Genomic DNA, 20,919 nt, shown 5'->3' with positions numbered 1-20,919 from the left:
TTGCGGCTCCCGCACGGCCACAGCTATTCCAGCAGCCACCTCACCCAGGCAAAGGAAAGACCATGGCAAACAGGCTCCATGGTGACTAAACAACACATGCTCAACAATCGGCACCCCAAACCTAAGAGATAACCTATGACAACAAGCAACACGCAAAGGCGAGAGAACACAGGCTTTCAGATCCACAAAACGGCCCTGAAAACAGCAAGCGCATCACAGCAGGACCTGCACAGGCTCCCTACCCCGGCCAGGCCGACAGTAGACGCGGCTGATGTTGTGGTACCGGATGGCTACACGGTTGAACCGGTGATGGTGGGCCTCTCCTTCCCCACCGACGTTACCTTCTCCGATGACGGTACCATTTTCGTGAGTGAAGGCGGCAGCTCCTGGCCCACCCGCCCCTACATGCCGGCCCGGGTGATTGTGCGCCATACTTCCGGCAAGACCGAAGCCATTACCATGAACGTACAGGCCGGCCCGCGGGGCATTACCTGGCACGAGGGCGCTTTGTACATGGCGCTGAAGGGAGGCTACCACATGCAAATCGCCAGGTACGACCTGGGCACCGGAGAGCTGAAAATCCTGATCGACGAGTTGCCGAGCGGCGGCTGGCACGAACCGGGCGGCCCCATCTTCGGGCCCGACGGCATGATGTACTTCGGCAACGGATCGGTATCGCAGCAAGGCGTAACGCTGCCGGCCGGCTTTACCGTGGACCTGGCCAAGCACCCTTTCGCCCACGATGTGCCGGGGCAGGACGTGACACTGACAGGTAACAACGTCCGAAGCCGTGACCCGCGGGTACCCTACCCTTACATGACTGAGACGGGTCCTTTCAAGCCCTTCGGCACGCCGGCTAAAAAGGGAGAGGTGATCAAGGGAGAGCTTTTCTGCAACTCCGCCGTCTGGCGCTCCCGCCCGGACGGAAGCGATGTGGAACTGCTGGCCTGGGGCATACGCAACCCCTTCGGTATGGCCCTGAACGATGCCGGAGAGCTGTACGTGGCCGACAACGACTTTGAGGAAAAGGGCGAGCGCGCCATTGCCCACGACCCGGACCGCATCTGGCACGTGAAAAACGCCAGCCAGCCGTTCGGCTCTGTGAAAGAGCCCGCCTGGTACGGCTTTCCGGATATTTGCGGAGACGGCTTGCCCGTGAACCACGAGAAGCACCTGCCCAGCCGCGGAACCCCTGCCGAGCTGCTCCTGGAGAACCCGCCAGAGTGGGCTGGCCCGGCTGTTTTCCTGGAGCAGCCCCACTCCTGCATGTGCCGCATGGATTTTTCCCGCTCCGACGCTTTTGGCCACAAGGGAGAACTTTTTGTGGCTGAGTGGGGTACACTGGCCCCGCTCAACTCCCCGCACCCGGAGGACCTGGACCACGGCTTTCGCGTTATACGGGTAGATGTGGAGAAAGGAACCGCAGAGCCGTTTATGCACAACAAAAAGATGGGCCCTGCCTCCACGCATGGCACTGGCGGCATCGAGCGGCCCGTGTCCTGCAAGTTCAGCCCGGACGGCAAGAGCCTCTATGTGCTGGATTTCGGCGTGGCAAAGGTAACACCGGGAAACATGCTGGCTTTTGCCCATACAGGGGTGCTGTGGAAAGTAACAAGAAAGGAGGAAAACAATGGATAAGGCCATGCAAACGATACTTATAGAGCTGGATAAGGAAACAAGGAGCAAGCAGCTGGACCGCGCCAAAGCCTGGTTTGACAATGTGCTCCTGACACAGGCCTCCTACCGAAAACTGCTGGAGGACACGGTGGAGAAGATAGAAGAGCCGCACATAAAGCAGTACCTCGCCGAAATGGCAGGCCAGGAGCAAAAGCACGAGGAGAAGGCCCGAGAACTGTTCTCCCTCATCGACCGGGAGCCCTCTGACGTACGGCAGCTTCTGGGGGAAGTAATGGGCAAGGCGCGGCAGGCTTTAGGCGACTTTATAGCCGTTGCCGGCGGGGCCAGAGGCCCTTGGCAGGACCTGCACCAGCTCTACCTGTCTAACTACAACTCGATGGGCGCTTTTGCCGTGGCAGAGCAACTGGGCCTGGCCTTGGGCATTCCGCGCATCGTGGACATTACCTTTGCCGTGGTGGCAGAAAAGTCCACGAGCCAACTGCTGCTGCAGGAGTGCGTGCTGGAAATGAGCTCTATGTCCATACTTTACAAGGAGGATTTTTAACCAGCCGGTACTCTTCTAAAAAGCCCGGCCGCTGCAAGTATATACCTCTCGCAGCGGCCGGGCTTTTTTGGGTGCTACAGGTACAAACTACAGCGTGCCGCGCACTCTCTTGGCGGTAATCGACTTTGCTTCTATAAAGATGCGCTTCACCTCGGGGTGCTTTTCAAAAACGGCGGCCTCCAGCCTGGCAATGGCGTTCTCGATCTCAGTGGCAGACAGCTCATCCTGAAAATCAACCTCAATGGCCAGCAGTACCTCGTAAGGGCCCAGGTGCATGGTAAGCGGGGGCGCTATCCGCTCCACGGCCGGGTCAGCGTTGGCGATGCTGTTTATACTTTCCACGGTGCGGTGGCTGGCAGCCTCCCCGATCAGCAGGCCTTTACTCTCCGATGCCAGCAACACTGCCACACCAGCCAGTATCAAACCGATCACGACCGACGCAAGCCCATCGAAATAAGGGTTGTTTAACTGGTGACTCAGGAAGACCCCCAGAAACGCAACCGCCAGGCCCATGATCGCTGCGGAATCCTCGAAGAGCACTGTAAAGGTGGCAGGGTCTTTACTGGCACGAAGGGCGCGCAGAAAGTTTTTCTCCACCCGGGTCTTCGAAAAGTTCTTGTAGGCTATCGTCCATGCAATGCCCTCAAACACCATCGCCACAACCAGGATGATGTAGCTCAGCGTAGGGTCCTCCAGCGGGCTCGGGTTCTGGAGATGCATAATTCCCTCGTAAATGGACATGCCGCCCCCCACGGCAAAAATAAGAATGGCCACGATCAGGGACCAGAAGTACAGCTCTTTGCCATGCCCGAAAGGATGCCCCACATCGGCCGGTTTCTGGCTCTTGCTCAGGCCTAGCAGCAGTAAAAGAGAGTTGCCGGTATCCACCAGCGAGTGGATTCCCTCCGACAGCATCGCTGAGCTCCCGCTGATAACAGCTGCGATAAACTTAATGATGGCAATGGCCAGGTTGGCGGCAAGTGCTCCATAAAGTGGGAGTTTGGAAGGCTTTACGTTCATGCGTGGTCTATAATATATAATTCATAGTTCTCCTTACCGGTGCCTGTACCTACGGCAAAACCAGCACAGGTTTACGAAACAATCCGAAAAGGTAGTTTAGCAGCTGGTACCGCGTTTCGTAGGCTTGCTGCCCCTGCCTCTAAAGCAGCTGCTCTTTTCCGTGCTCTGAGTTGCTGCCTTTTTGCATGGGATGGGACTACCCTGTTACCGCTTCGTTCCTGACCAGCCCAAAGGCACTTAGCCTCTTTCAGATTCACTGCTTCGTTCGCTACAGATGCTGTGCCTGCTGGCAAAAGCAGTTGCGACAATGCCTTGGCTAGCGGAAGCGGTTAACTTGAGAAGCTTGAAGCAGGCACTTGCAGTACAGAGAACAAACGTTAAACATGTTTTTAGGAACGGATTGCACTATAATTCGTTTCCCGCTGCTGCTCAAGAAGCCATAAGAGCGCCTTTTCGCCCTTTAGATGACCATATAAATAACAAACCAGGCACAGGCCGCACCGCCTGAATGGTACAAAAAGCGGAAAGGATCGCTGCGCAGATCAACTACCCAGTGCTATTTCCGTAAAAGCCTCAGCACTCCGCTAACCATACACGCAAACTCTCTCTATGAAAAAATTCGCCATTGCCATTCACGCCGGTGCAGAAACCGTAAAGCGCGAAGACATCAGTAAAGAACAGGAAACGCAGTACCGGGAGGGGCTGCAGGAAGCTCTGGCCGCCGGGAATGCCGTGCTGGAAAAAGGTGGCAGTGCGCTGGATGCCGTTGTCGCGGCCATCGAAAAGATGGAGAATAATCCGCTCTTTAACGCCGGGATAGGCGGCAACCTGAACATCCACGGCGAAACGGCCTTTGACGCAGCCATCATGGACGGGAAAAACCTGAAGTCGGGTTCGGTGGGAAGTATACGCTACGTCAAAAACCCTATCAAACTGGCCCGGGTGGTGATGGAAAAGTGCAGGCACAACTTTATGGTGGATACCGGTGCCGAAGAGTTTGCCCTCAGCCAGGGATTAGAACTGAAGCCGCCTTCCCACTTCGTAACGGAGGAAAAGCTTAAGAGCTGGCACCAGAACTACTACGATGATTACCTGAAAGGGCACGACACCGTGGGAGCCGTGGCCCTGGACCAGAACGGGAACCTGGCGGCGGCAACCTCTACGGGCGGGCTAAACAGCCAACTAAAGGGAAGGCTCTCGGATAGCCCGCTCATTGGGGCGGGTACCTACGCAAACAATCCTTACTGCGCCGTGAGCTGTACCGGAAAAGGCGAAGTGATTATGCGCGGCGTGCTGGCGCACGAAGTATACGCACTGGTAAAGTATGCGGGCGAAGGCCTGCAAACCGCCTCGGAAAAAGCCGTTACCATGCACAAAGCCCTGCTGGACGGAGACATGGGCCTTGTATCCCTGAACCAGCAGCAGGAAGTAGCCTTTGCCTTTAACACCAACATGATGAAGCGCGGGTACAGCCTGGGCGGCGCGGCTCCCCTTGTGGCACTGTGGGATAACGAGCATATCTAAAGGGCAGGCAGTACAGGCAAAGGTTACAAGCAGGAGGATCAGGAGGGGTTGCATGGCGAAGCAGGCCTGCGGCGACTCCGGTGCCTGCACAACCTGCTGCGGCAGAGGCCAGGTGCCAAGCATGTAGCCGTGGTTTCAAGGCATGCTGCGGCAGTAGTCAGCAATGCCAACAGCGCCATCCAGAACCGGGTGGACCGGGAGCGCCTGAACGCCTACTTCAGGGAGATAAACACACTACTTACCGCTACAAGTATAAACAGGCTCTATTCCGGCACCTCTTCCCGGCGTATATACTTCTTGATGCAGTGCACGGAGCCGGAGCTCTCGGCAAAAGGATGAAAGTCACCCAGCATCACCGCGTTAAACCCGAGCCGTTGCCAGAGGGCCTCATTGTCCCGGTCTGTTTCCTGCAACTCCTGCCAGTTGCCATGGCCATAACTAGGAAGCCACACCGTTTTTTCATCATGGTTCTTTATCTCTACCAGCACATTGTTTTAGGTCGCGAAGTACCATTTTCTAACCCGCTCTTCCTCATCGTCCACATAAGTTAGGGGCAGCGGGTTGCGGATTACCTCAAAGCCGAGTTTGCTGATCAGCCTGGCAATGTCGTCGAACGCTTCTGGTGTGGCGAGGTCGGCGCTGTTGTTGCCCAACAGTTTGGCCGCCATCCGCGGGTCCCCGACCAGCACCTGGTACTTCCCCTCCTCGTTTCTGCCGGCCAGTGTAAGAAACATGTCGATATGGAAGATTGGCTGCACCGTGCCTTCCCTATTTTTAAGGTACAGCACTTCCTGCCATTCCTCTCCGTTGCGGGAGAAGGTGCTTACACGCTCCGCCGGCAGTTGCAGCGTAGTCCCGATCAGGTACAGGGTTCTGTCCTTGTCCAGGTGGTGCTGGTACAGTTGCGACAGGCACTTTTTGGCGCTCAGGTTCTTGTCCGGCACCAGTAGCTCTCCCAGGTCAATAAACGTATCGACGGCGTGGTCTGCCCCAAGGAAGAAGAAGTCGTCGCCCGTCAGGATGTTTCCTCCCTCGAATTATACCGGCACTATTGCCCTGTTCCAGCCGAACCGCTGGCTGGCGTAGTAGCTTGCCAGTTCATCGCCGGGCCTACGGTAAGAGTGCTACTGCACCACACACGGCTCCCCATCGTTGTCGTGCACCAGCGCAAAGGCATCTTCAGCCCAAACCGTCACCTCGACCGCGTCCGGGAGCGTCCGGGAGCGTCTGCAGGGTCTTGCGCGGCATCAGCCCCTGCTGCTCCAACCACTGCTGCCAAGGACCTTCTACGGACTCATGAGCCAGAATGTAGATGGCGGTGTAGTCGGTGTAATCGGGCAGCTGGCGAAGGAGGTGTGTTATTGCCTTCCAAAGCGGGTTGCCTTTGCCCCGAACGACGTAAGCGGGAATGGTAAACAGCACCTGCTCCAGCTCCCCATCTGCACTGGAAACCAGGCTAGGGTGCATCGGCAGCGTTAGGTACTCCTGTCACAGGTTGACAGAAACACTCCGCCGGTGCATGGCGGTAGCGTTCAGCACCGGCTCCTCCTCTTGCAGCAGCTCCATGATCTTCGGGTAGTGCCTCGTCTTCAGTTTCGTATCCGGCTGTTGCGTTGGTTTGTTTTCCGTTGATGGTGTTTACTCCTTTCCGCTCCTCACTTCTTTTATTTCCTTGCTTCCGGCCCAAAGCCAAAGTATAATTAAGGCAGACTCCGCCACGGCATCCAACAGGTACACGTCCCATATCACATCGTTAAACGCGTAGTAAACATCAATGCCGGCCAGGCCTGCTGCACCGGCAATTCCGAGGCCTTTTACCTCCCGGGTTACTTGTTTCCGCAAGCCTGCCATAAGCAAGGTGCCACCTATGGCTACAATTAGCACACTTACCGTGTAGAGCAACCAGATGTCCTCTTTGGGTCCGGTCACCCACAGAAAGCTCGGCAGGTGCACAAAGGGCCAGACGCCCGTCAGGAGCCAGAACAGGCTCTGCAGCACTGCCACTATACTGCCACTCGGTTTATAGGACACCGCCACAGGTACAGGTTAAATGTGCAGTTGATCAAACGTAGGCACGGTGTACTTCTCACCGCTTGAGAGTAGGTGAATGCGCAGGCTTCGGACAGAAAAGGGTTCCCCCGTCGTTATTTTGTAGATGTCGGTGCAGTCCATTCCCATGCCGTCCACCACTGTTATCAGCCCGCTTCCAAGCACCTCCATCTCCCTTCCCTCGGTCACGTACACGGCTGTGTCCTCCTCCAGGCCAATACCTATACAGCCGGGGTTGGTCACGATGCACTGGGCCATTCGTACCAGCCGCCCCCGCTGGATGAAGTGCGTATCGAAGGCTACGTTTTTCATGAACTCCAGCCCGGTGGTAACCCGGACATCGCCTTTGATGTAGCCGCCCTGCGTCATCGCCTCATAAATCATGGGGGTGGACAGGGCCATAGCCCCTGCGCTGGTGCCGGCCACAAGTATGTCTTCGTAGGTATAGCGCTCCTTCATGAGTTGGAGCAGCCTTGTGCCGCCCAGGATAGAAGTCAGCTTGAGCTGGCTGCCCCCCGAAAAGAAGATCCCGGCTGCTTTCTCTACTACCTGCAGGTGACTTTCCTCAGCTGCATCGCTGCGGCTGCGGATATCCAGCACTTCCAGGTTATCAATCCCTAGCTCTTTAAACACTTTCTTATACTCTGCCACCATCTTGTCGGGTATGGAGGATGCCGTTGGTACAAGAGCCACGGTTGGGTTGCTGCCTTTCAGCTTAGAGACGAAGAACTTCAGGATCTCCTCACTCTCAAAATCCTGGTTGCGCTCCTGCTCCTCACTTTTATCGCCGTTGCCTTTGCTCTCGTGGCCGCCTATTGCCAGCAGCCGGCCCTTCGGTACGGGAGCCTCTTTGTGGTGCTTATGCCGGTCAGATACTTGATTCTTTGCCATTTCAAAGTTCTGTATGCGTGTTAAAGTATAGTATAAAATGAGAGATCCACTATAAGCGTATCAGGGCTTTTTGTAGCTAACTACCCGTGTTAACACACTGTCTGCCTGGCTGGGCTTGCTGGAGAAAGCGACCCAGCCCTCCTTCTTAGAGTCCTGTGGGGCAAAAGGGATCTGCAACTGCCCTTTCTCCACCTCCTTGCCCCCCTGCATCAGCGCCACCTCTACCAGCACTTCTTCGGCGGTGGCGCCGCCCTTGTTCAGGAGCAGCACATGGTAGCGGTGCGGAGAGTGAGCCGAGGGGTCTGGCTTTACCTCCACAACCAGGTCGGGTGGCGTCGGCTTGTGCACATAGGTCATGTACCCCAGGTAAGCAAGTATAGCCAATACCAGTGTCAGGCTGATGCCGAACACCGCCCACTCCAGCCAGTTTTTCTTGTCCGCGTTGGCTGTTTCCTGATCTTGCTTCCTGTCCATATTTTTTTGTTGCATCTATTTTATCAGAAGGCGGCCAGCCGAGGCCCCGAGGGAGGCAAGCACCCCCAGCACAATCACCTGCGCAAAACCCACCCAAAAGCTTACCCCGTCGAACCGGCCAAAGAACCACAGCACAAAGGCCGATACAGCCAGTGCAATAAGGTAACTCATGCACGTGTCGAAGGCCATATTGAAAAGCAGACCGTTTGGAGACATGCTGGCCGTGCCCCTGAAGTTGCTGAAGAACACCACCACCACGCTCTGGAGCAGCGAGAAGATGGCCATCATCAGCAAGTGCCCCGGCTGCGCCTCTACCCCGAGCATCAGGATCTCTTCGGTGGGTGCCACGTTGCCCCCCACCACCAGGGCCCCGCAAAGCCCCAGCACAGACAAGGCTACTTTGGAGTTGCGGTTGTTTTCCTGGCGCGCTTTCCTGTCGTCCTTTTTCACCTCCTGGCTGGCACCGAGCTGCGCCGTACCAATGGAAACCCCGATAGAAACAGCCATCGCCTCAATCACCACTTTGCCCATAATCTCATCCATAGACATATGAGCCAGTTCGATACGGTTCAGCATCAGGAGCACGCCAAAAGAAATCAGCAGCCCGATCCCCATTTCCTCCACGGAGTCGATAAACACGTTCTGCCAGGAGGCATCCGGGTGCATACCGGCAAAGCGGTTATAGCCAAGCAGCAGCAGGTACGTAACGACCATCAGCACCAGCAGGTCCAGCGGCTCGGCAATAAAGCCGGCCCACCATACCTCCATGGTGTAGAGCAGCGGAAAGCTGAAGAGCAACCCCCCGGCTATACCGCGGGCATACTCTTTAAGTGATTGTGAAACTCTCCTTCCATTTTCGGTTTCGCTCATAACATAAAACCTTCGTTGTGCTACAGGTACTGCAGCAGATTTGCCTCTGATCTTTACGCAGACGCTCCTGGCTGTCGCTCGCTATCCTTGACAGCTGGAAGAGGGGCTGGTATTGCACCTTTTCCAGCAGCTAAAGCGATAATGTGCATACTGCCGAATACGAATATTTGTTTACGTGTAGCTAAATATGGGGCGGTTGCTCGCGCTGTTCTACCTAAGCGGCACTTGCCCAACGCAGCCCAGGCACAGCTCTATACCTTACCTTCTTTGGTTTAAATAGCTTTCCAGAGGTCTCCAAAGCACCACATACCGGACTTGCTCCCGTCTCCCTGGCTGTCGTGTTCCTCGTCAGATACTCACTATTTAAAATGGATAATACCGCTATAGAGGATGCTCCCGCTTTTGCACAAGCTTTGACAAGGGTCCTGATGAATCCGTGCTCGTATTTGCCTTGCTTTAGCTCCATTTTCAGCAGGCGCTTCCAGCTGTTGGAACTCTCGCCGTTTAAACCCGTTGAGGCTGCCCGGGCTGGCTTACCAGAATCAAAAAGGAAAAGGGAGAAGCCATCCTCAGCACCCGTTTAGGTATGGCAACTCCCCTCTCACTGTTCCGGCGCCTGCTGTTACGTACATTCGTACTGTAAGTGCCCAATGCCGGAGCTATTTCTTTTAACGCCGCAGCCTGCGAATAGATGTGCGTTTACACTTAAGAGTATCTCCCGTTTGGCTGTTTGCATACTTCACGCACAGGGCTACGTATAACCCCGGCATCTCTTAAGTAGAAAACCGGCACCTGCGCAAATGCTTTCTCCGAGGCAGACTTTTACCTGGTGGTAAGCCCGGGCGCTTTTTGTGTTAGTGGTCAACCGGCCTGCCATCAAAGCTCCTCCCTATGCCATAGAGTACGACACAGCAACCGATGCAACTGGCTACCTGCTATATCCGCTTATCCAGGTTCTTGCCCAGGTCCTTCACCTGCTTCATAAAGTTCTCCAGGCTTTCGTCGGCATAGGGGCCGTAGGCGTCGGATATGGTTCCTTTTGCGCCAGAGCGTGTCTCGAGCACGTACAGGATAGCCATATCATCAGGAGAGCTTTCTCCCTCGAACCGGTAAAAGTTAACGATCTGCACCTCATCAGGCCCATAGTATTCCTTCTCATCCATCGTGGAGAGGCGGCCATCTGGGGTCACTTTAAAATCAAGGGTGTAGCCTTCTGCGCGCAGGTCCTTCAGCACGCTTACCATCGGGGTCAGTTCAACTTTATCTTCCATCAACGTAGTTCTTTAAGGTTTATTTATACTTATTTGCAGTGGTGCCGGACACCGCGCCTCACCGGAAGCAACACAAAATAAAAGCGCCAGTTGTCTCTACTGGCGCTACGTGTTTTATACTTACCTACTAAAGATGCCCGGGCCAGCTTGCCTTATGCATACGTGAATGCTGCGGCAAATGACTGGGTTCAACGACTGGTTTTATAACCGTAGTTCAGGCCGATGAAGTCTTTATAAGACATTTGCTCGGGAGCCGGCTCCTCATGCACCGGGTAAATTCCTGCCGATGCGCTTCCGTTGTTTGCCGGCTTATCGTTGCCGCGCATGCAGCCACTCGGTTTTGCCCCTGCTTCGTTCCACTGCTCCAGGTGAGGCGCAGCTACAGCGCTGTCCCTTCCTGCCGCAGGTGCCTTTTGCTTTAAAGCTTTTGCTGTTGCCATATCTATAGGGTTTATCGTTTTCTCACTGGCCACAGTTACAATGGCTTTGCAGTGCCTTCGCGTTTAGGCTTGGTGTCGCCTCGGCCTGTGCTTTCTTTTTAGCCTCTGAATGCAAACCTGTGCAGCTACTGCTGTGCTGTAGCTGCAGAAACTCTGTTTGCTACAACCTTCTATACAGTTATACGTTAGGCCCGGAATTATTGCACTGTTTTCCTCCTGTTTTTCAACGAAACAAGACAAAGCCTTTGTTTACCCCGCTTTTCTGGGTAGTAGCCCTGTGGTTGGCATTTGTACATATAGCTAAGCAACCGCCTGCCCAGCCGCCTGCGCCGCACTTACTGCAGCTCTGCGTTGCCACTCTTTTCGCGGTTGATAAAACGCCGGATGCCATCCCCACGCATGCCCATAAGGGCAAAAGTGATACCCGCAGCCAGGGTGAGGGAGGTGATATTAATGCCGAAGTTCAGCAGGTACTCTCCTGCCTTACCAGTATCTGAAAAGCCGAAAACGGTTTGGAGCCCGAACCAGGCCGGATAGATGGAAATGTGGGCCGTCGCGGCAAGGCCTACCAGCTCCCTCCGGCCCGCATCATCAATGGAGCCCAGCGCCGCCGCCGCCCCAATGACGCAGGAGAGCACAAACCCCGATAGAGGCGAACCAAACTCATGAAAGTCGATCGGTGGCTCTGTAAAAAAGGCCACACACACGGCGGCCAGGTAAATCATTGCCGTTGAGACCAGCAGCGCCAGCAGGCCCTGCCTCAAAAACCGCCACTCCTTCAGGCTCGCCCCCAGCCCAACGGCCAGCATGTGGTGGTGATAAGGCAAAAAGAGCAGGCCGGCGATGATCAGGGGCAGCATGCCCTCCACCATTCCGTAGGCCAGTAAAACAGAAGAAAGAAACACCCGCCCCACAAGGCTTATGGTTACCTGCACAAACTGCCAGAGCTCTTCATACACATCGGTGCTGGGCCTGGTGATAGGATACGTTTCCTTGGAAGGGGGAGCCGAAGCAAATACCGACTCCGGGTGCCGGATGGTAAAGGAGAACGACTTCGGGTCATAGAAAGGCGCCACCATCATGGCCTCAATCAGCGCCTTGGCCTTGGGTGTAGCCGTCTCTACCTCTACCACATCCAGCGTAATGACCTGCCGGTCAGGGGTGTGCTGTTTTGCCTGTTGCACCGACACCTGGTCGGCACCAGCCTTAAATGCTACCTCCGTAATGTTCTTCCCTTGCCCCTCCGGGGCCTTTACAGTGATTAAGCGCATATATCTTCTGTGTTGTTCGAAGCGTTAGCTCTGGTTGAGCCTCTTACTTCCTATTGCAAGCAGGTATACTGCATCTTGTGCGGGCTGGTTCTACGCACACGGCTAGCCGCACTGGCAAAGGCAACAGCACAGGCAGCCTACATTTAATTGCTGAGCAGCGCGCCGCTATGTTAGAAGAACCTGTTTACGCGTGTCAGCTCGTTGCGGTACTGCGTCAGGAGCCTGCTTTTGGAGACGAAGCCCTTAAACTTGCCATGCCGCACCACGGGCAGCGACCACAGTTTATACTTGTCGAACTTATCCAGCACATCGGCGGCGGGCTCCTCTATATCCACGGTAACGCTTGGCGGCTGCATCAGGTCTTTCGCAAACTTTGTGTCATAGTTGGAGATGTCGCTCAGTTCCTTGCGGATGTCGTTGAGGGTAATCACGCCTTTCAGGTTTCCCTGCGTATCCAGCACCTGCAGCACGTCTTTCTGGGAGGTGGAGAAATTCTCCAGTACCGTGCGGAAGGTGGCCTCCTCCCGTACGGGCGTGTCATCCTCCTCCACCAGCTGCTTTATGCTCAGCTGGTTCAGCAGAATCCTGTCTACGCGAAAGGCTTTCCCCTGCCCCTTCGGCTGCTCTACGCTCCGGCGCAGGTTCTCCACATAGTACTTCAGGAAGTAAGACACGGCGCACACCAGCATTAGGGGTACAAACAGCTGATAGCTTTGGGTGATCTCAGCCACCAGGAAGATAGCTGTAACCGGCGCGTTCATGACACAGGCAAACACGCTTGCCATGCCCAGGAACATAAACGTGGCGGGGTTAAGGTCCGCTAAAGGAAAGGCCAGCATGACCAGCTTATAGTAAAGGAAGCCCATGAACCCGCCGGTGATTAGCGAGGGCGCGAAGTAGCCGCCCTCCCCTCCCGAGTTCACGCAGATACCGGTGCTGATCGGCTTCACCATCGTAACCAGCAGGATAAAGATCAGGTTGAGCCAAACTGTGCGCGGCAGTGCGGCAAACGGAGAGTTTACCAGCAGCGACTGCTCCTCGGAGTTGAGGAGGGCGTTTATACTTACATAGCCCTCCCCATACATGGGCGGAAGTATAAAAATGATGCTCCCCAGGGCAAGCCCCCCCACCAGTGCCCGCAGATAGGGGCTCTTGATCCGGGAGAAGTACAGGGCGCAGTAACTGTAGGTTTTGAGCAGGTAGCCCGACATCAGCATGCCCAGCACCCCCAGCAGCACCACCAGCGGGATCTGCTCGTAGGCAAAGTCGGTTAGCGGCACCTCGAAGCGCAGGTGCTGGCCCATGATAAACTCAAACAGGATCTTTCCGGCCGCCGCCGCCACCAAAAGCGGAATCAGCAGCGTGGGTGTAAACTCCGGCAGTATCGTCTCCAGTGCGAAAATGAAGCCGCCCATCGGTGCGTTGTACACCGCCGATATACCTGCCGCCACCCCACAGCCGATCAGCAGCGTGCGCAACCGGTAGCCCAGCCCCAGAAAGCGCCCCACGTTGGAGCCGACAGCCGCCCCGCTGGTAATAATGGCGGCCTCTACGCCCGAGCTTCCCCCGAAGCCGATGGTGAGCCCGGTGGTGATGAACTTGGAGTAGATAAGCCGGAACTTGATGATGGAAGCATTCTTCTCGATGGACTCAATAACATGCCGGGTGCCGCTGAAGTACGCTATCTTCCGGAAAACACTGTGGTTAAGGATTGTTACGATCAGAAAGCCGACCAGCGGCAACAGGAAATAAAGCAGCTGCGGCGCAAAGTACACGGCATACTGCTCTATGTAGAAGATAATGGTTTTGATCAGGATGGCTGCCAGCCCCACCACCAGCCCCACCACCACGCTCAACACGAAAGGCATAATGCGGTTGTTGCTCTGTCGCCTCCGCCATTTAAAAAAGGCCAGTTGGTATCGGTTCAGCCTGCTCATGTATGTATGCCCGTCTTTGTCTGGTTTAGTTACCGCAATAGCGCCTGCCTAAGAAGTTTTGCCACCTGACCAGCAAGAACTGTACTTCCGGCCCGCCCTACCGCTTAGGTTTACTACGCGTTTTCATCATAGAAATATAAACAAATGCGATGTAAACACTAGCAGTCCTCTTATTTGCCGGCATTTATACTTAGCCACTGCCGCGGAGGCTCTCTTACTGCACCGGCTGCGCCTCTTAACCACATGCCTGCAGGGGCCGTACAAAAATGGCAGGCACTCTGTACGTAAAACGAAAGCAGCTATGCACGGAAAACTGAAGAAGGAAGGACATTACGAACTGTTTAAGACCACCGAAGGCCACCAGATCCTGACACTGGACAAGAACGAATGGTACGCGGTTGTGGAGACAAGCCAGGGGCATATTCTCGTAAAGTCAGACTCAGACCATGAGAAGGACAAGACCGTGGACGAAGGCAAATACTACCTGGCCGACTTCGAGGATGACCCGGAGTTTAAGGACATGCCGCATTTGTTTCTCAAGGATACCAAAACCAAGTATAAGGAGTTTGTTTTGCCACAGGGCCTTCCCACCACAAGCGACGGTAAAAAGAAGGCTATCCCGACCGATGACAGGCTAAAGGCCGATAAAGTAGAGTACCACGTGAAAGGCTCCGGCGACAAAGGCAGTGAGAAGCAGTACCATCAAGGTGAGCAAGACAGCGGCTCCGATGGAAGTAAGCAGGACCTGTCGGACATGACGAAGGAGGAGCTCTATGAAAAGGCAAAGAAACAGGATATCCGGGGCCGCTCCAAAATGGACAAGCAAGAGCTCAAGAAGCACCTGAAGTAACCTCTGCCTCTGTGCCCCACCTGCACGAAGCTTTAAAATTGAAACACCGTAAGTAGCTTCTTGAAAGGAGGCTTCGCGCCAAAGCCTTTCCAAAGCGCACCGCCTGCCCTGCCTACGTAGCCCATAAGTCTGCCCCTTGCTGCAGCAGCGCTTCCTTTTACCGTGCCGCCAGGTGTTATACCAGCGCTGTTTCCAGGGAAAACAACAGCTCTCTTGCCAACCTTCCTGCTATTGTGCACCCTTTCCTACAGGGGTGCGTAGGCTATACTACAAACAGTGCTGAAAATCAGCATGAACTATTTTACGCATGATTATGGAAGCCAATACGATATTGTTGTTTTTGGGGCTCGGGGGTATGGAGCTTTTTTTGATTATTGTAGCTATCCTGCTTTTGTTCGGCGCCAAGAAAATCCCGGAACTGGCGCGGGGCTTAGGCCGTGGCATACGCGAGTTTAAGGATGCCACCACCGAGGTAGCACGGGATTTGGAGGACTCAGAAAAGGAAAAGCAGCACCCCAAGCCATAGCAGCAAACAAAACGGATTTTACTAAGCTACACCAGCTTATCTAAAAGTAAACAGGCAGCGCCACCGCGAAAATATTTTCGCGGTGGCGCTGCCTGTTTACTTTAGTTTACAGAAGCCTTTCCGGGCTACCAATGATGCTGTTATGGAGTCGGCTGTACAGAACCCGCACGCAGGTGGCGGCTCATTTCCTCTCCTATCTTCAGTAAATCTCTTTTTTCGTCTTCGGTAAAATCATACGGCATGGGCTTAGCGATGCCCAGTGTGCCGTACAGTTCCCCGTCCAGCAGCATCGGCACGGCGATAGAGCCCTCTACCCGCGTTTCCTTTGCGGCGGGCCGGGCAACCCCCGACTCATCCGTTTGCAGGTTACACATTTCTACAGGCGCTCTGCGCTGTGCAGCTATGCCTGCCATGCCCTTGCCTATCGGTATGGCCTCCATCTTGGGCAACAGAAAGGGCGGAATGCCTTTATGCGCCTGCAGGCTTAGCAGCTGCGACCCCTTGTCGAGCGTATGGATGGTACCGGTAGAGCAGTTAAAAGCTGTTATAACGTCTGTGAGCAACTGTTGCCACGCAATAGGCGCCTCGCTGTTCTGTAACGAGGAAAGGATGGATGCAGAAGTAGCTTGCATGTTTGATCTTTGGGTGAAGGTAAACTGTGATTAAAACCTACATAGCGTAGAAACACCTTGTAAAGTTGCGTTTTGCCCCTGCCCCTGCAAAACCCGGTAACTGCGGCAGTTCCAACGCGGCCTCTGTCAGCTCTGCTTTCACAACCGGGCTCCGGTCATTCATCGCATTTCTTCTGCCCAGCCTAACTTGTTGAGACATTGTCGGCTCCCCAACTTTAGAACTGCCTTGGAGTAGAATTTTCAACAAACTTAAATTCACTTCTGCTACCACTGCTATGGGTGTTCATTGTGGGTAACCTGAGAGGGTTATCCACTGTGAACGCCCTGCGCGTTTGCCCTGGCGTACTCCACCGGGCTCATCCCTTGCAGGCTGTCATGGGGGCGGAGGTGGTTGTAGTCCTCCAGCCAACTCTGGGCTATCTGCCGGACCTGGTCCAGCGAGTCGAACAGGTGCGCATCCAGCACATGCTCCCTGAAGGTGCCGTTGAAGCGCTCAATGAAGGCATTCTGCGTCGGCTTGCCCGGCTGGATGTAGACGAACTCAATGCCCTGCACCCGGCTCCACTCCTCCGTCAGCGAGGCAACGAACTCCGGCCCGTTGTCCATCCGGATGCGCTTTGGCTTCTCCCTTCTCCTTATCAGGTGATTCAGCACCCACACCACCCGATTGCTCTTCAAGGAGAAGTCCACCTCGATGTGCAAGGCCTCCCGGTTATAGTCGTCCATCACGTGAAAAGAGCGGAATTTCCTTCCGTTGGCCAGGGCATCGCTCATAAAGTCAACCGACCAGGTGTGGTTCGCCTCCTCAGGCACCTGCAGCGGCTCCTTTACCCGCTCGGGCAGCCGCTTCTTGGCTTTCCTCCTGATACTCAGCCCGATGTTCTTGTAGACCCGGTGCATCCTCTTATGGTTCCAGGGCTTGCCTTCCCTGCGCAGCCGGTGGTAGGCTTTCCAGAAGCCCTCCCGCGGGTGCTGCTCGGCCTTCTGCCGCAGCGCCGCTTCCACGGCCGAGTCGTCCTTTTTGCTCTTGTAGTAGTAGACGCACTTGCTCAGTTTGAGCACACGGCACGCCCTGCTGATGCCTACCTCCGGCAAAGAGGCCACTTCCTGAGCTATCTGTCGCTTCTGGCAGGGCGCTAAAGCTTTTTTTCGATTATCTCCTTTGCTACTTTCAGGTCCAGCGCCAGCTCGGCGTACATGGCCTTGAGGCGGCGGTTCTCCTCCTCCAGCTCCTTCAGGCGCTTGAGCTCGGTGGCGTCCATGCCATTGTAGCGCTGGCGCCACTTGTAGAAGGCTGCCTGGCTCACGCCATGCTCACGGCTGATCTCTGCCGCACTCTTGCCTGCCTCGAACTCCTTGAGGATTTTGGCGATTTGCTGTGGGGTAAATGTTTTTCTCTTCATAAGTAACTGTTCAAAGTTAGAGGTTTTTCTCTACTTCAAAACAGTTCTATTTGCAGGGGAGCTGACAACATGAATTGCGTATGAATGACAGGACACATTGTAACACAGCAAAAAACAAACTTAACATTATGGCAATTTCACTTAAACCCCTTCGCGAGCAGGTTATCGTAATCACCGGTGCCTCCAGCGGTATAGGGCTGGCAACGGCCCGTGCTGCGGCAAAAAAGGGGGCAAAACTCGTACTGGCCTCACGCAACAAGGAGGCACTGGCAGAAATAGAACAGGAGCTCCGCAACGATGGAGCCGAGGTTATACATGTAGTGGCTGACGTAGGTCGCCGCCAGGACATGCAGCGCCTAGCCGATGCAGCCGTGGACCGCTTCGGCGGTTTTGATACCTGGATAAACGATGCTGGCGTCTCCATTTACGGAAAACTGGCCGATGTAAGCGAAGAAGACAGCCGACGCCTGTTTGATACAAACTTCTGGGGCGTTGTGTCCGGATCGCTGCTGGCGGCCCAGCACCTGCGCAACCGGGGAGGTGCCATCATCAACCTTGGCAGCGAGCTGTCAGACATCGCTATTCCCCTGCAGGGGATGTACTCTGCCAGTAAGCATGCCGTAAAAGGCTTCACAGACGCACTACGCGTAGAGCTGGAGGAGGACCATGCCCCGGTTTCTGTCACTCTCATTAAGCCAGCGGGTATTAATACCCCCTACCCTCAGCACGCAAAGAATTATACTGACCAGGAGCTAACCCTTCCACCCCCTGTCTACGAGCCGGAAGAAGTAGCCAACGCAATTTTACACGCGGCCACTCACCCTGAGCGGGAGCTCTTTATAGGTAGCGGCTCCAAAATGATGAGCAGCCTCAACAAGTATGCCCCAGGCCTGGCGGATTGGGTAAACAAGAAGTTTATGACCAACATGCAGTTGCTGGACCAGCCGGCTCAGCACCGCGACGGGTCACTGCACCAGCCCGGCCAAGACGGAAACGTACACGGCAACCATAAGGGGCACGTGATGAAAACAAGCCTTTACACGCGCGCCTCGATGCACCCTGCTATCACCGGTGCCGTAGTGGCAGCCGCCAGCGCAGCGGCCGTCGCCCTGATGAGCAAGCAGCGCAGGAACCAGCGGCACTAGCTTTCGCATCATCACCACCATTAAGACAGCCTCCTCTTTCATACAGCACTTGAGAGAGGAGGCTGTTTTTTATGCGCTTTCTATTCTGTAGCCTCTTCAGTAGCGCCTGTAGCGTACAGCACGACTGTTCCGGGCACCATGGTAGCAGGTACTAGCCCTACCAAGCAACTATACATGTGGCCTTACCTGCCTGGTCTTTGACAGCAGGAAAAGCTGCTTTTGGGAACAACTGTTCACCCCGCTATTTCGTTTAGCTTAGCTTGTAAGCTAGCAACATCTTTGTATGGTTTTGCGTTATTCACCATTCCTATCAATGCCCCAAGCACAACAACCTGACTCCCAGCCTATCAGCGACTCTCTGAGCATCTTCCGGGGAGGAGGCGAAATGGGAGCCCTTATGCGCACCTACGACTGGTCTTCACACCCGCTCGGCAACCCTGCGTACTGGCCACAAAGCCTGAAGGCCAATGTACGATTGATGTTAAACTCCGGCTTCCCCATGTTTATCTGGTGGACAAAGGAGTTATACATGTTTAACAACGATGCCTACTTGCCGGCCTTAGGCAAAAAGCACCCCAAGGCGTTAGGCGCCAGAGCCCAGGATATGTGGGCTGAAATATGGGAGCAGATTGGAGGTATCACAAAGGATATTCTGGAGCATGGCAATGAGTTCTATGCAGAAAACCTGCAGATGTTTCTGGAACGGAAAGGGTTTGCTGAGGAAACCTACTGGACCTTTTCCTACAGCCCTGCCTTTAACGATGCGGGAGAAGTAGAGGGTATTTTTTGCGCCTGCAGCGAGGTAACCACCAATGTACTGGCACAAAGAAGGCTAAAGACGCTTAACGATGTTTCTGACGCGCTCTTACAAGTACAAACACTGGAGCAAGCCGGACAGACAGCCTGCCATGTTCTTGCCCAGAATCAACATGACCTGCCGTTTAGCCTGATCTATTTGATAAACGGAACAGACACAGAAGCGCAACTGGTGGGTAAATCAGGCACCGTTCCAGCCGGGTTTGCCCCACAGCTTGTAGATCTCCGAAAACGAAAGGCTGCCTTCCCGCTCGCACAGGTACAGCGTACGCGTCAAAGAGCCCTCGTAACCCTCCCTTCTGTTGACCCGTCGCTTCCAGGCACGCCGGCAAAAGCGGTTATACTTCCTATACTAAGGCCGGGCCATGAACAGTTAATCGGGTTCTTTGTGGCTGGCTTAAGTCCGCAACAGGAATATAATGAAGCTTACAAGGGCTTTCACAGCTTAGTTGCCGGGCAGATAGCTACCTCCATCACAGGAATACGGACAAAACAGGAGCTACTTCGGCGGCAGGAGTACCTGAGCGAGATTTTCCAACAGGCTCCCGTTGGCATTACGATGCTGCGCGGGCCGCAGTACATAGTAGATATTGCAAACCCTGCTGTATGCGAGATCTGGCGTATCAGCCAGGAGGAAATACTAGGGAAGCCAGTGCTCGAAGCCATACCTGAGGCTGGAGAACAGGGCTTTAAAGAACTACTGGATGGTGTCATGAACACGGGCGTGCCTTTTGTAGCAAACGAGTTACCGCTGGTACTGGAGCGCAACGGCAAACCAGAAAAGGTGTATCTAAACTTCGTGTACCACCCTCTACGCGATGCACAGGGCTTTATTACCGGCATTATTGCTGTTGCCATTGATATTAGCGAGCAGGTAGAAGCACGCCAGGAAATGGAAAGCATCAACAGAGAACTGCTAGCCACCAACGCAGACCTGGATAACTTTGTCTACTCCGCCTCCCACGACCTGAAAGCACCTATCTACAACATCGAAGGCTTGGTGCACGCACTGCAGGAGCACCTGCCGCACGACGCATCAGCCTCTGAAGAAGTACAACAGTTGCTGACGCACATAGAAAGCTCTGTGGAGAGGTTCAAAAAGGTGGTTTCAGACTTAACGCAGGTTGCTAAAATCCAACGCGAAGGCAGCGAAGATGTATCAGCCATAGACCTGGAAGAGGTGATGACTGAACTCCGGGAGGAGTTTGAGCTTACCCTTGCCGCATCTGAGGCACAGCTGGAAACAGACCTCACTGCTGCTACCATAAGGTTCTCTGCAAAGAACATAAGAAGCATTTTATACAACCTCCTGAGTAACGCTCTTAAATACAGGTCACCAGAAAGAAAGCCGCACATTACCGTTAAAACGGTAAACACCCCGGAGCACCTGGTACTTTCTGTTACAGATAATGGGCTCGGCATTGAGCAGAGCGACTATAAAAAAGTATTTTCAATGTTCAAGCGCCTGCACGATCATGTGGAAGGGTCAGGAATAGGTCTTTATATCGTAAAGAGGATTGTCGAGAATGCCGGTGGCTACATTCGCATCCACAGTGAAGTAGGCAAGGGCACCACCTTTAGCATTTATTTCAAGCGCTAGCACGGTGGCACACCTGCT

At 54.6% G+C, this 20,919-nt stretch carries 21 protein-coding genes; 7 read left to right on the top strand and 14 right to left on the bottom strand.

Features of this window, described 5'->3' with window-relative positions; all coding sequences use genetic code 11:
• The first annotated feature begins 135 nt into the window (after positions 1-135).
• Together CA264_RS04195 and CA264_RS04190 are read left to right on the top strand one after the other, a co-directional pair.
• Entirely contained in the window at positions 136-1,638 is a 1,503-nt protein-coding gene (locus CA264_RS04195) for a PQQ-dependent sugar dehydrogenase (protein ID WP_025604863.1), read from the top strand.
• 4 nt (positions 1,639-1,642) lie between these two features.
• Positions 1,643-2,182 (top strand): hypothetical protein, encoded by a 540-nt coding sequence (locus CA264_RS04190; RefSeq protein ID WP_157593637.1) that lies wholly within the window; start codon positions 1,643-1,645, stop codon positions 2,180-2,182.
• Positions 2,183-2,269: 87 nt separating this feature from the next.
• On the opposite strand, the gene CA264_RS04185 is transcribed toward CA264_RS04190, so the two are convergent.
• A complete protein-coding gene (locus CA264_RS04185) occupies positions 2,270-3,202 on the bottom strand; it encodes a cation diffusion facilitator family transporter (protein WP_025604859.1) in 933 nt (310 codons plus the stop codon).
• A 609-nt stretch (positions 3,203-3,811) separates the two neighbouring features.
• Here CA264_RS04185 and CA264_RS04180 point away from each other — a divergent pair.
• Entirely contained in the window at positions 3,812-4,726 is a 915-nt protein-coding gene (locus tag CA264_RS04180) for an isoaspartyl peptidase/L-asparaginase family protein (RefSeq protein ID WP_025604857.1), read from the top strand.
• A gap of 263 nt (positions 4,727-4,989) precedes the next feature.
• On the opposite strand, the gene CA264_RS04175 is transcribed toward CA264_RS04180, so the two are convergent.
• The 11 genes from CA264_RS04175 to CA264_RS04125 form a co-directional block, all read right to left on the bottom strand.
• Positions 4,990-5,214: a hypothetical protein gene (locus CA264_RS04175; RefSeq protein WP_025604855.1), complete on the bottom strand. Its 225-nt coding sequence runs from the start codon at positions 5,212-5,214 to the stop codon at positions 4,990-4,992.
• Positions 5,215-5,220: 6 nt separating this feature from the next.
• The gene (locus CA264_RS04170) at positions 5,221-5,670 is read right to left on the bottom strand and encodes a hypothetical protein (RefSeq protein ID WP_025604853.1); all 450 of its coding nucleotides are present in this window, start codon (positions 5,668-5,670) and stop codon (positions 5,221-5,223) included.
• A 235-nt stretch (positions 5,671-5,905) separates the two neighbouring features.
• Positions 5,906-6,193, bottom strand: coding sequence for a hypothetical protein (locus CA264_RS04165; protein WP_025604851.1), 288 nt, complete (start codon positions 6,191-6,193; stop codon positions 5,906-5,908).
• A gap of 171 nt (positions 6,194-6,364) precedes the next feature.
• A complete protein-coding gene (locus CA264_RS04160) occupies positions 6,365-6,763 on the bottom strand; it encodes a hypothetical protein (protein WP_036775399.1) in 399 nt (132 codons plus the stop codon).
• Positions 6,764-6,772: 9 nt separating this feature from the next.
• Positions 6,773-7,666, bottom strand: a complete 894-nt coding sequence (locus CA264_RS04155; RefSeq protein WP_025604847.1) for a cyanophycinase — start codon at positions 7,664-7,666, stop codon at positions 6,773-6,775.
• Between the two features lie 60 nt (positions 7,667-7,726).
• Positions 7,727-8,140: a hypothetical protein gene (locus CA264_RS04150; protein ID WP_036775430.1), complete on the bottom strand. Its 414-nt coding sequence runs from the start codon at positions 8,138-8,140 to the stop codon at positions 7,727-7,729.
• Positions 8,141-8,155: 15 nt separating this feature from the next.
• Positions 8,156-9,010, bottom strand: a complete 855-nt coding sequence (locus CA264_RS04145) for a TIGR02587 family membrane protein (protein ID WP_025604844.1) — start codon at positions 9,008-9,010, stop codon at positions 8,156-8,158.
• A gap of 935 nt (positions 9,011-9,945) precedes the next feature.
• A complete protein-coding gene (locus CA264_RS04140) occupies positions 9,946-10,281 on the bottom strand; it encodes a hypothetical protein (protein WP_025604842.1) in 336 nt (111 codons plus the stop codon).
• A 188-nt stretch (positions 10,282-10,469) separates the two neighbouring features.
• Positions 10,470-10,721, bottom strand: a complete 252-nt coding sequence (locus CA264_RS04135; protein ID WP_157593636.1) for a hypothetical protein — start codon at positions 10,719-10,721, stop codon at positions 10,470-10,472.
• A gap of 335 nt (positions 10,722-11,056) precedes the next feature.
• Positions 11,057-11,992, bottom strand: coding sequence for a hypothetical protein (locus CA264_RS04130; RefSeq protein WP_025604838.1), 936 nt, complete (start codon positions 11,990-11,992; stop codon positions 11,057-11,059).
• 170 nt (positions 11,993-12,162) lie between these two features.
• On the bottom strand, positions 12,163-13,929 hold the full coding sequence (locus CA264_RS04125; protein ID WP_025604836.1) for a chloride channel protein: 1,767 nt from the start codon (positions 13,927-13,929) through the stop codon (positions 12,163-12,165).
• Positions 13,930-14,230: 301 nt separating this feature from the next.
• Here CA264_RS04125 and CA264_RS22055 point away from each other — a divergent pair, with 301 nt between their 5' ends.
• Positions 14,231-14,779, top strand: coding sequence for a Rho termination factor N-terminal domain-containing protein (locus CA264_RS22055; RefSeq protein ID WP_025604834.1), 549 nt, complete (start codon positions 14,231-14,233; stop codon positions 14,777-14,779).
• A gap of 313 nt (positions 14,780-15,092) precedes the next feature.
• Complete coding sequence (locus tag CA264_RS04115; protein WP_025604832.1) at positions 15,093-15,305, top strand: Sec-independent protein translocase subunit TatA/TatB; 213 nt, start codon at positions 15,093-15,095, stop codon at positions 15,303-15,305.
• 140 nt (positions 15,306-15,445) lie between these two features.
• Here CA264_RS04115 and CA264_RS04110 read toward each other — a convergent pair whose 3' ends face one another.
• Positions 15,446-15,937: a GAF domain-containing protein gene (locus CA264_RS04110; protein ID WP_025604831.1), complete on the bottom strand. Its 492-nt coding sequence runs from the start codon at positions 15,935-15,937 to the stop codon at positions 15,446-15,448.
• A gap of 306 nt (positions 15,938-16,243) precedes the next feature.
• Positions 16,244-17,340, bottom strand: a protein-coding gene (locus CA264_RS04105) for an IS3 family transposase (RefSeq protein WP_119570418.1) whose coding sequence is annotated in 2 segments (ribosomal slippage) — positions 16,244-17,079 and positions 17,079-17,340 — 1,098 coding nt in all. Because the reading frame shifts where the segments join, the coding sequence is not laid out codon by codon here.
• Positions 17,341-17,468: 128 nt separating this feature from the next.
• On the opposite strand from CA264_RS04105, the gene CA264_RS04100 reads away from it, so the two are divergent.
• Both CA264_RS04100 and CA264_RS04095 read left to right on the top strand, forming a co-directional pair.
• The gene (locus CA264_RS04100) at positions 17,469-18,485 is read left to right on the top strand and encodes an SDR family oxidoreductase (RefSeq protein ID WP_025604829.1); all 1,017 of its coding nucleotides are present in this window, start codon (positions 17,469-17,471) and stop codon (positions 18,483-18,485) included.
• Between the two features lie 313 nt (positions 18,486-18,798).
• Positions 18,799-20,901, top strand: a complete 2,103-nt coding sequence (locus tag CA264_RS04095; protein ID WP_025604827.1) for a sensor histidine kinase — start codon at positions 18,799-18,801, stop codon at positions 20,899-20,901.
• The last annotated feature ends 18 nt before the right edge of the window (positions 20,902-20,919 follow it).

This window comes from Pontibacter actiniarum, assembly GCF_003585765.1.
Classification (GTDB): domain Bacteria; phylum Bacteroidota; class Bacteroidia; order Cytophagales; family Hymenobacteraceae; genus Pontibacter; species Pontibacter actiniarum.
This window is presented reverse-complemented; position numbering and strand designations above follow the sequence as displayed.

What these genes read in the sequence shown, in the direction of transcription:
- CA264_RS04140 (WP_025604842.1), bottom strand. Translation starts at nt 10,281, where the DNA reads ATGGAAGATAAAGTTGAACTGACCCCGATGGTAAGCGTGCTGAAGGAC.
- CA264_RS04145 (WP_025604844.1), bottom strand. Translation starts at nt 9,010, where the DNA reads ATGAGCGAAACCGAAAATGGAAGGAGAGTTTCACAATCACTTAAAGAG.
- CA264_RS22055 (WP_025604834.1), top strand. Translation starts at nt 14,231, where the DNA reads ATGCACGGAAAACTGAAGAAGGAAGGACATTACGAACTGTTTAAGACC.
- CA264_RS04095 (WP_025604827.1), top strand. Translation starts at nt 18,799, where the DNA reads ATGCCCCAAGCACAACAACCTGACTCCCAGCCTATCAGCGACTCTCTG.
- CA264_RS04100 (WP_025604829.1), top strand. Translation starts at nt 17,469, where the DNA reads ATGGCAATTTCACTTAAACCCCTTCGCGAGCAGGTTATCGTAATCACC.
- CA264_RS04155 (WP_025604847.1), bottom strand. Translation starts at nt 7,666, where the DNA reads ATGGCAAAGAATCAAGTATCTGACCGGCATAAGCACCACAAAGAGGCT.
- CA264_RS04190 (WP_157593637.1), top strand. Translation starts at nt 1,643, where the DNA reads ATGCAAACGATACTTATAGAGCTGGATAAGGAAACAAGGAGCAAGCAG.
- CA264_RS04185 (WP_025604859.1), bottom strand. Translation starts at nt 3,202, where the DNA reads ATGAACGTAAAGCCTTCCAAACTCCCACTTTATGGAGCACTTGCCGCC.
- CA264_RS04115 (WP_025604832.1), top strand. Translation starts at nt 15,093, where the DNA reads ATGGAAGCCAATACGATATTGTTGTTTTTGGGGCTCGGGGGTATGGAG.
- CA264_RS04135 (WP_157593636.1), bottom strand. Translation starts at nt 10,721, where the DNA reads ATGGCAACAGCAAAAGCTTTAAAGCAAAAGGCACCTGCGGCAGGAAGG.
- CA264_RS04130 (WP_025604838.1), bottom strand. Translation starts at nt 11,992, where the DNA reads ATGCGCTTAATCACTGTAAAGGCCCCGGAGGGGCAAGGGAAGAACATT.
- CA264_RS04150 (WP_036775430.1), bottom strand. Translation starts at nt 8,140, where the DNA reads ATGGACAGGAAGCAAGATCAGGAAACAGCCAACGCGGACAAGAAAAAC.
- CA264_RS04165 (WP_025604851.1), bottom strand. Translation starts at nt 6,193, where the DNA reads ATGCACCCTAGCCTGGTTTCCAGTGCAGATGGGGAGCTGGAGCAGGTG.
- CA264_RS04180 (WP_025604857.1), top strand. Translation starts at nt 3,812, where the DNA reads ATGAAAAAATTCGCCATTGCCATTCACGCCGGTGCAGAAACCGTAAAG.
- CA264_RS04110 (WP_025604831.1), bottom strand. Translation starts at nt 15,937, where the DNA reads ATGCAAGCTACTTCTGCATCCATCCTTTCCTCGTTACAGAACAGCGAG.
- CA264_RS04195 (WP_025604863.1), top strand. Translation starts at nt 136, where the DNA reads ATGACAACAAGCAACACGCAAAGGCGAGAGAACACAGGCTTTCAGATC.
- CA264_RS04125 (WP_025604836.1), bottom strand. Translation starts at nt 13,929, where the DNA reads ATGAGCAGGCTGAACCGATACCAACTGGCCTTTTTTAAATGGCGGAGG.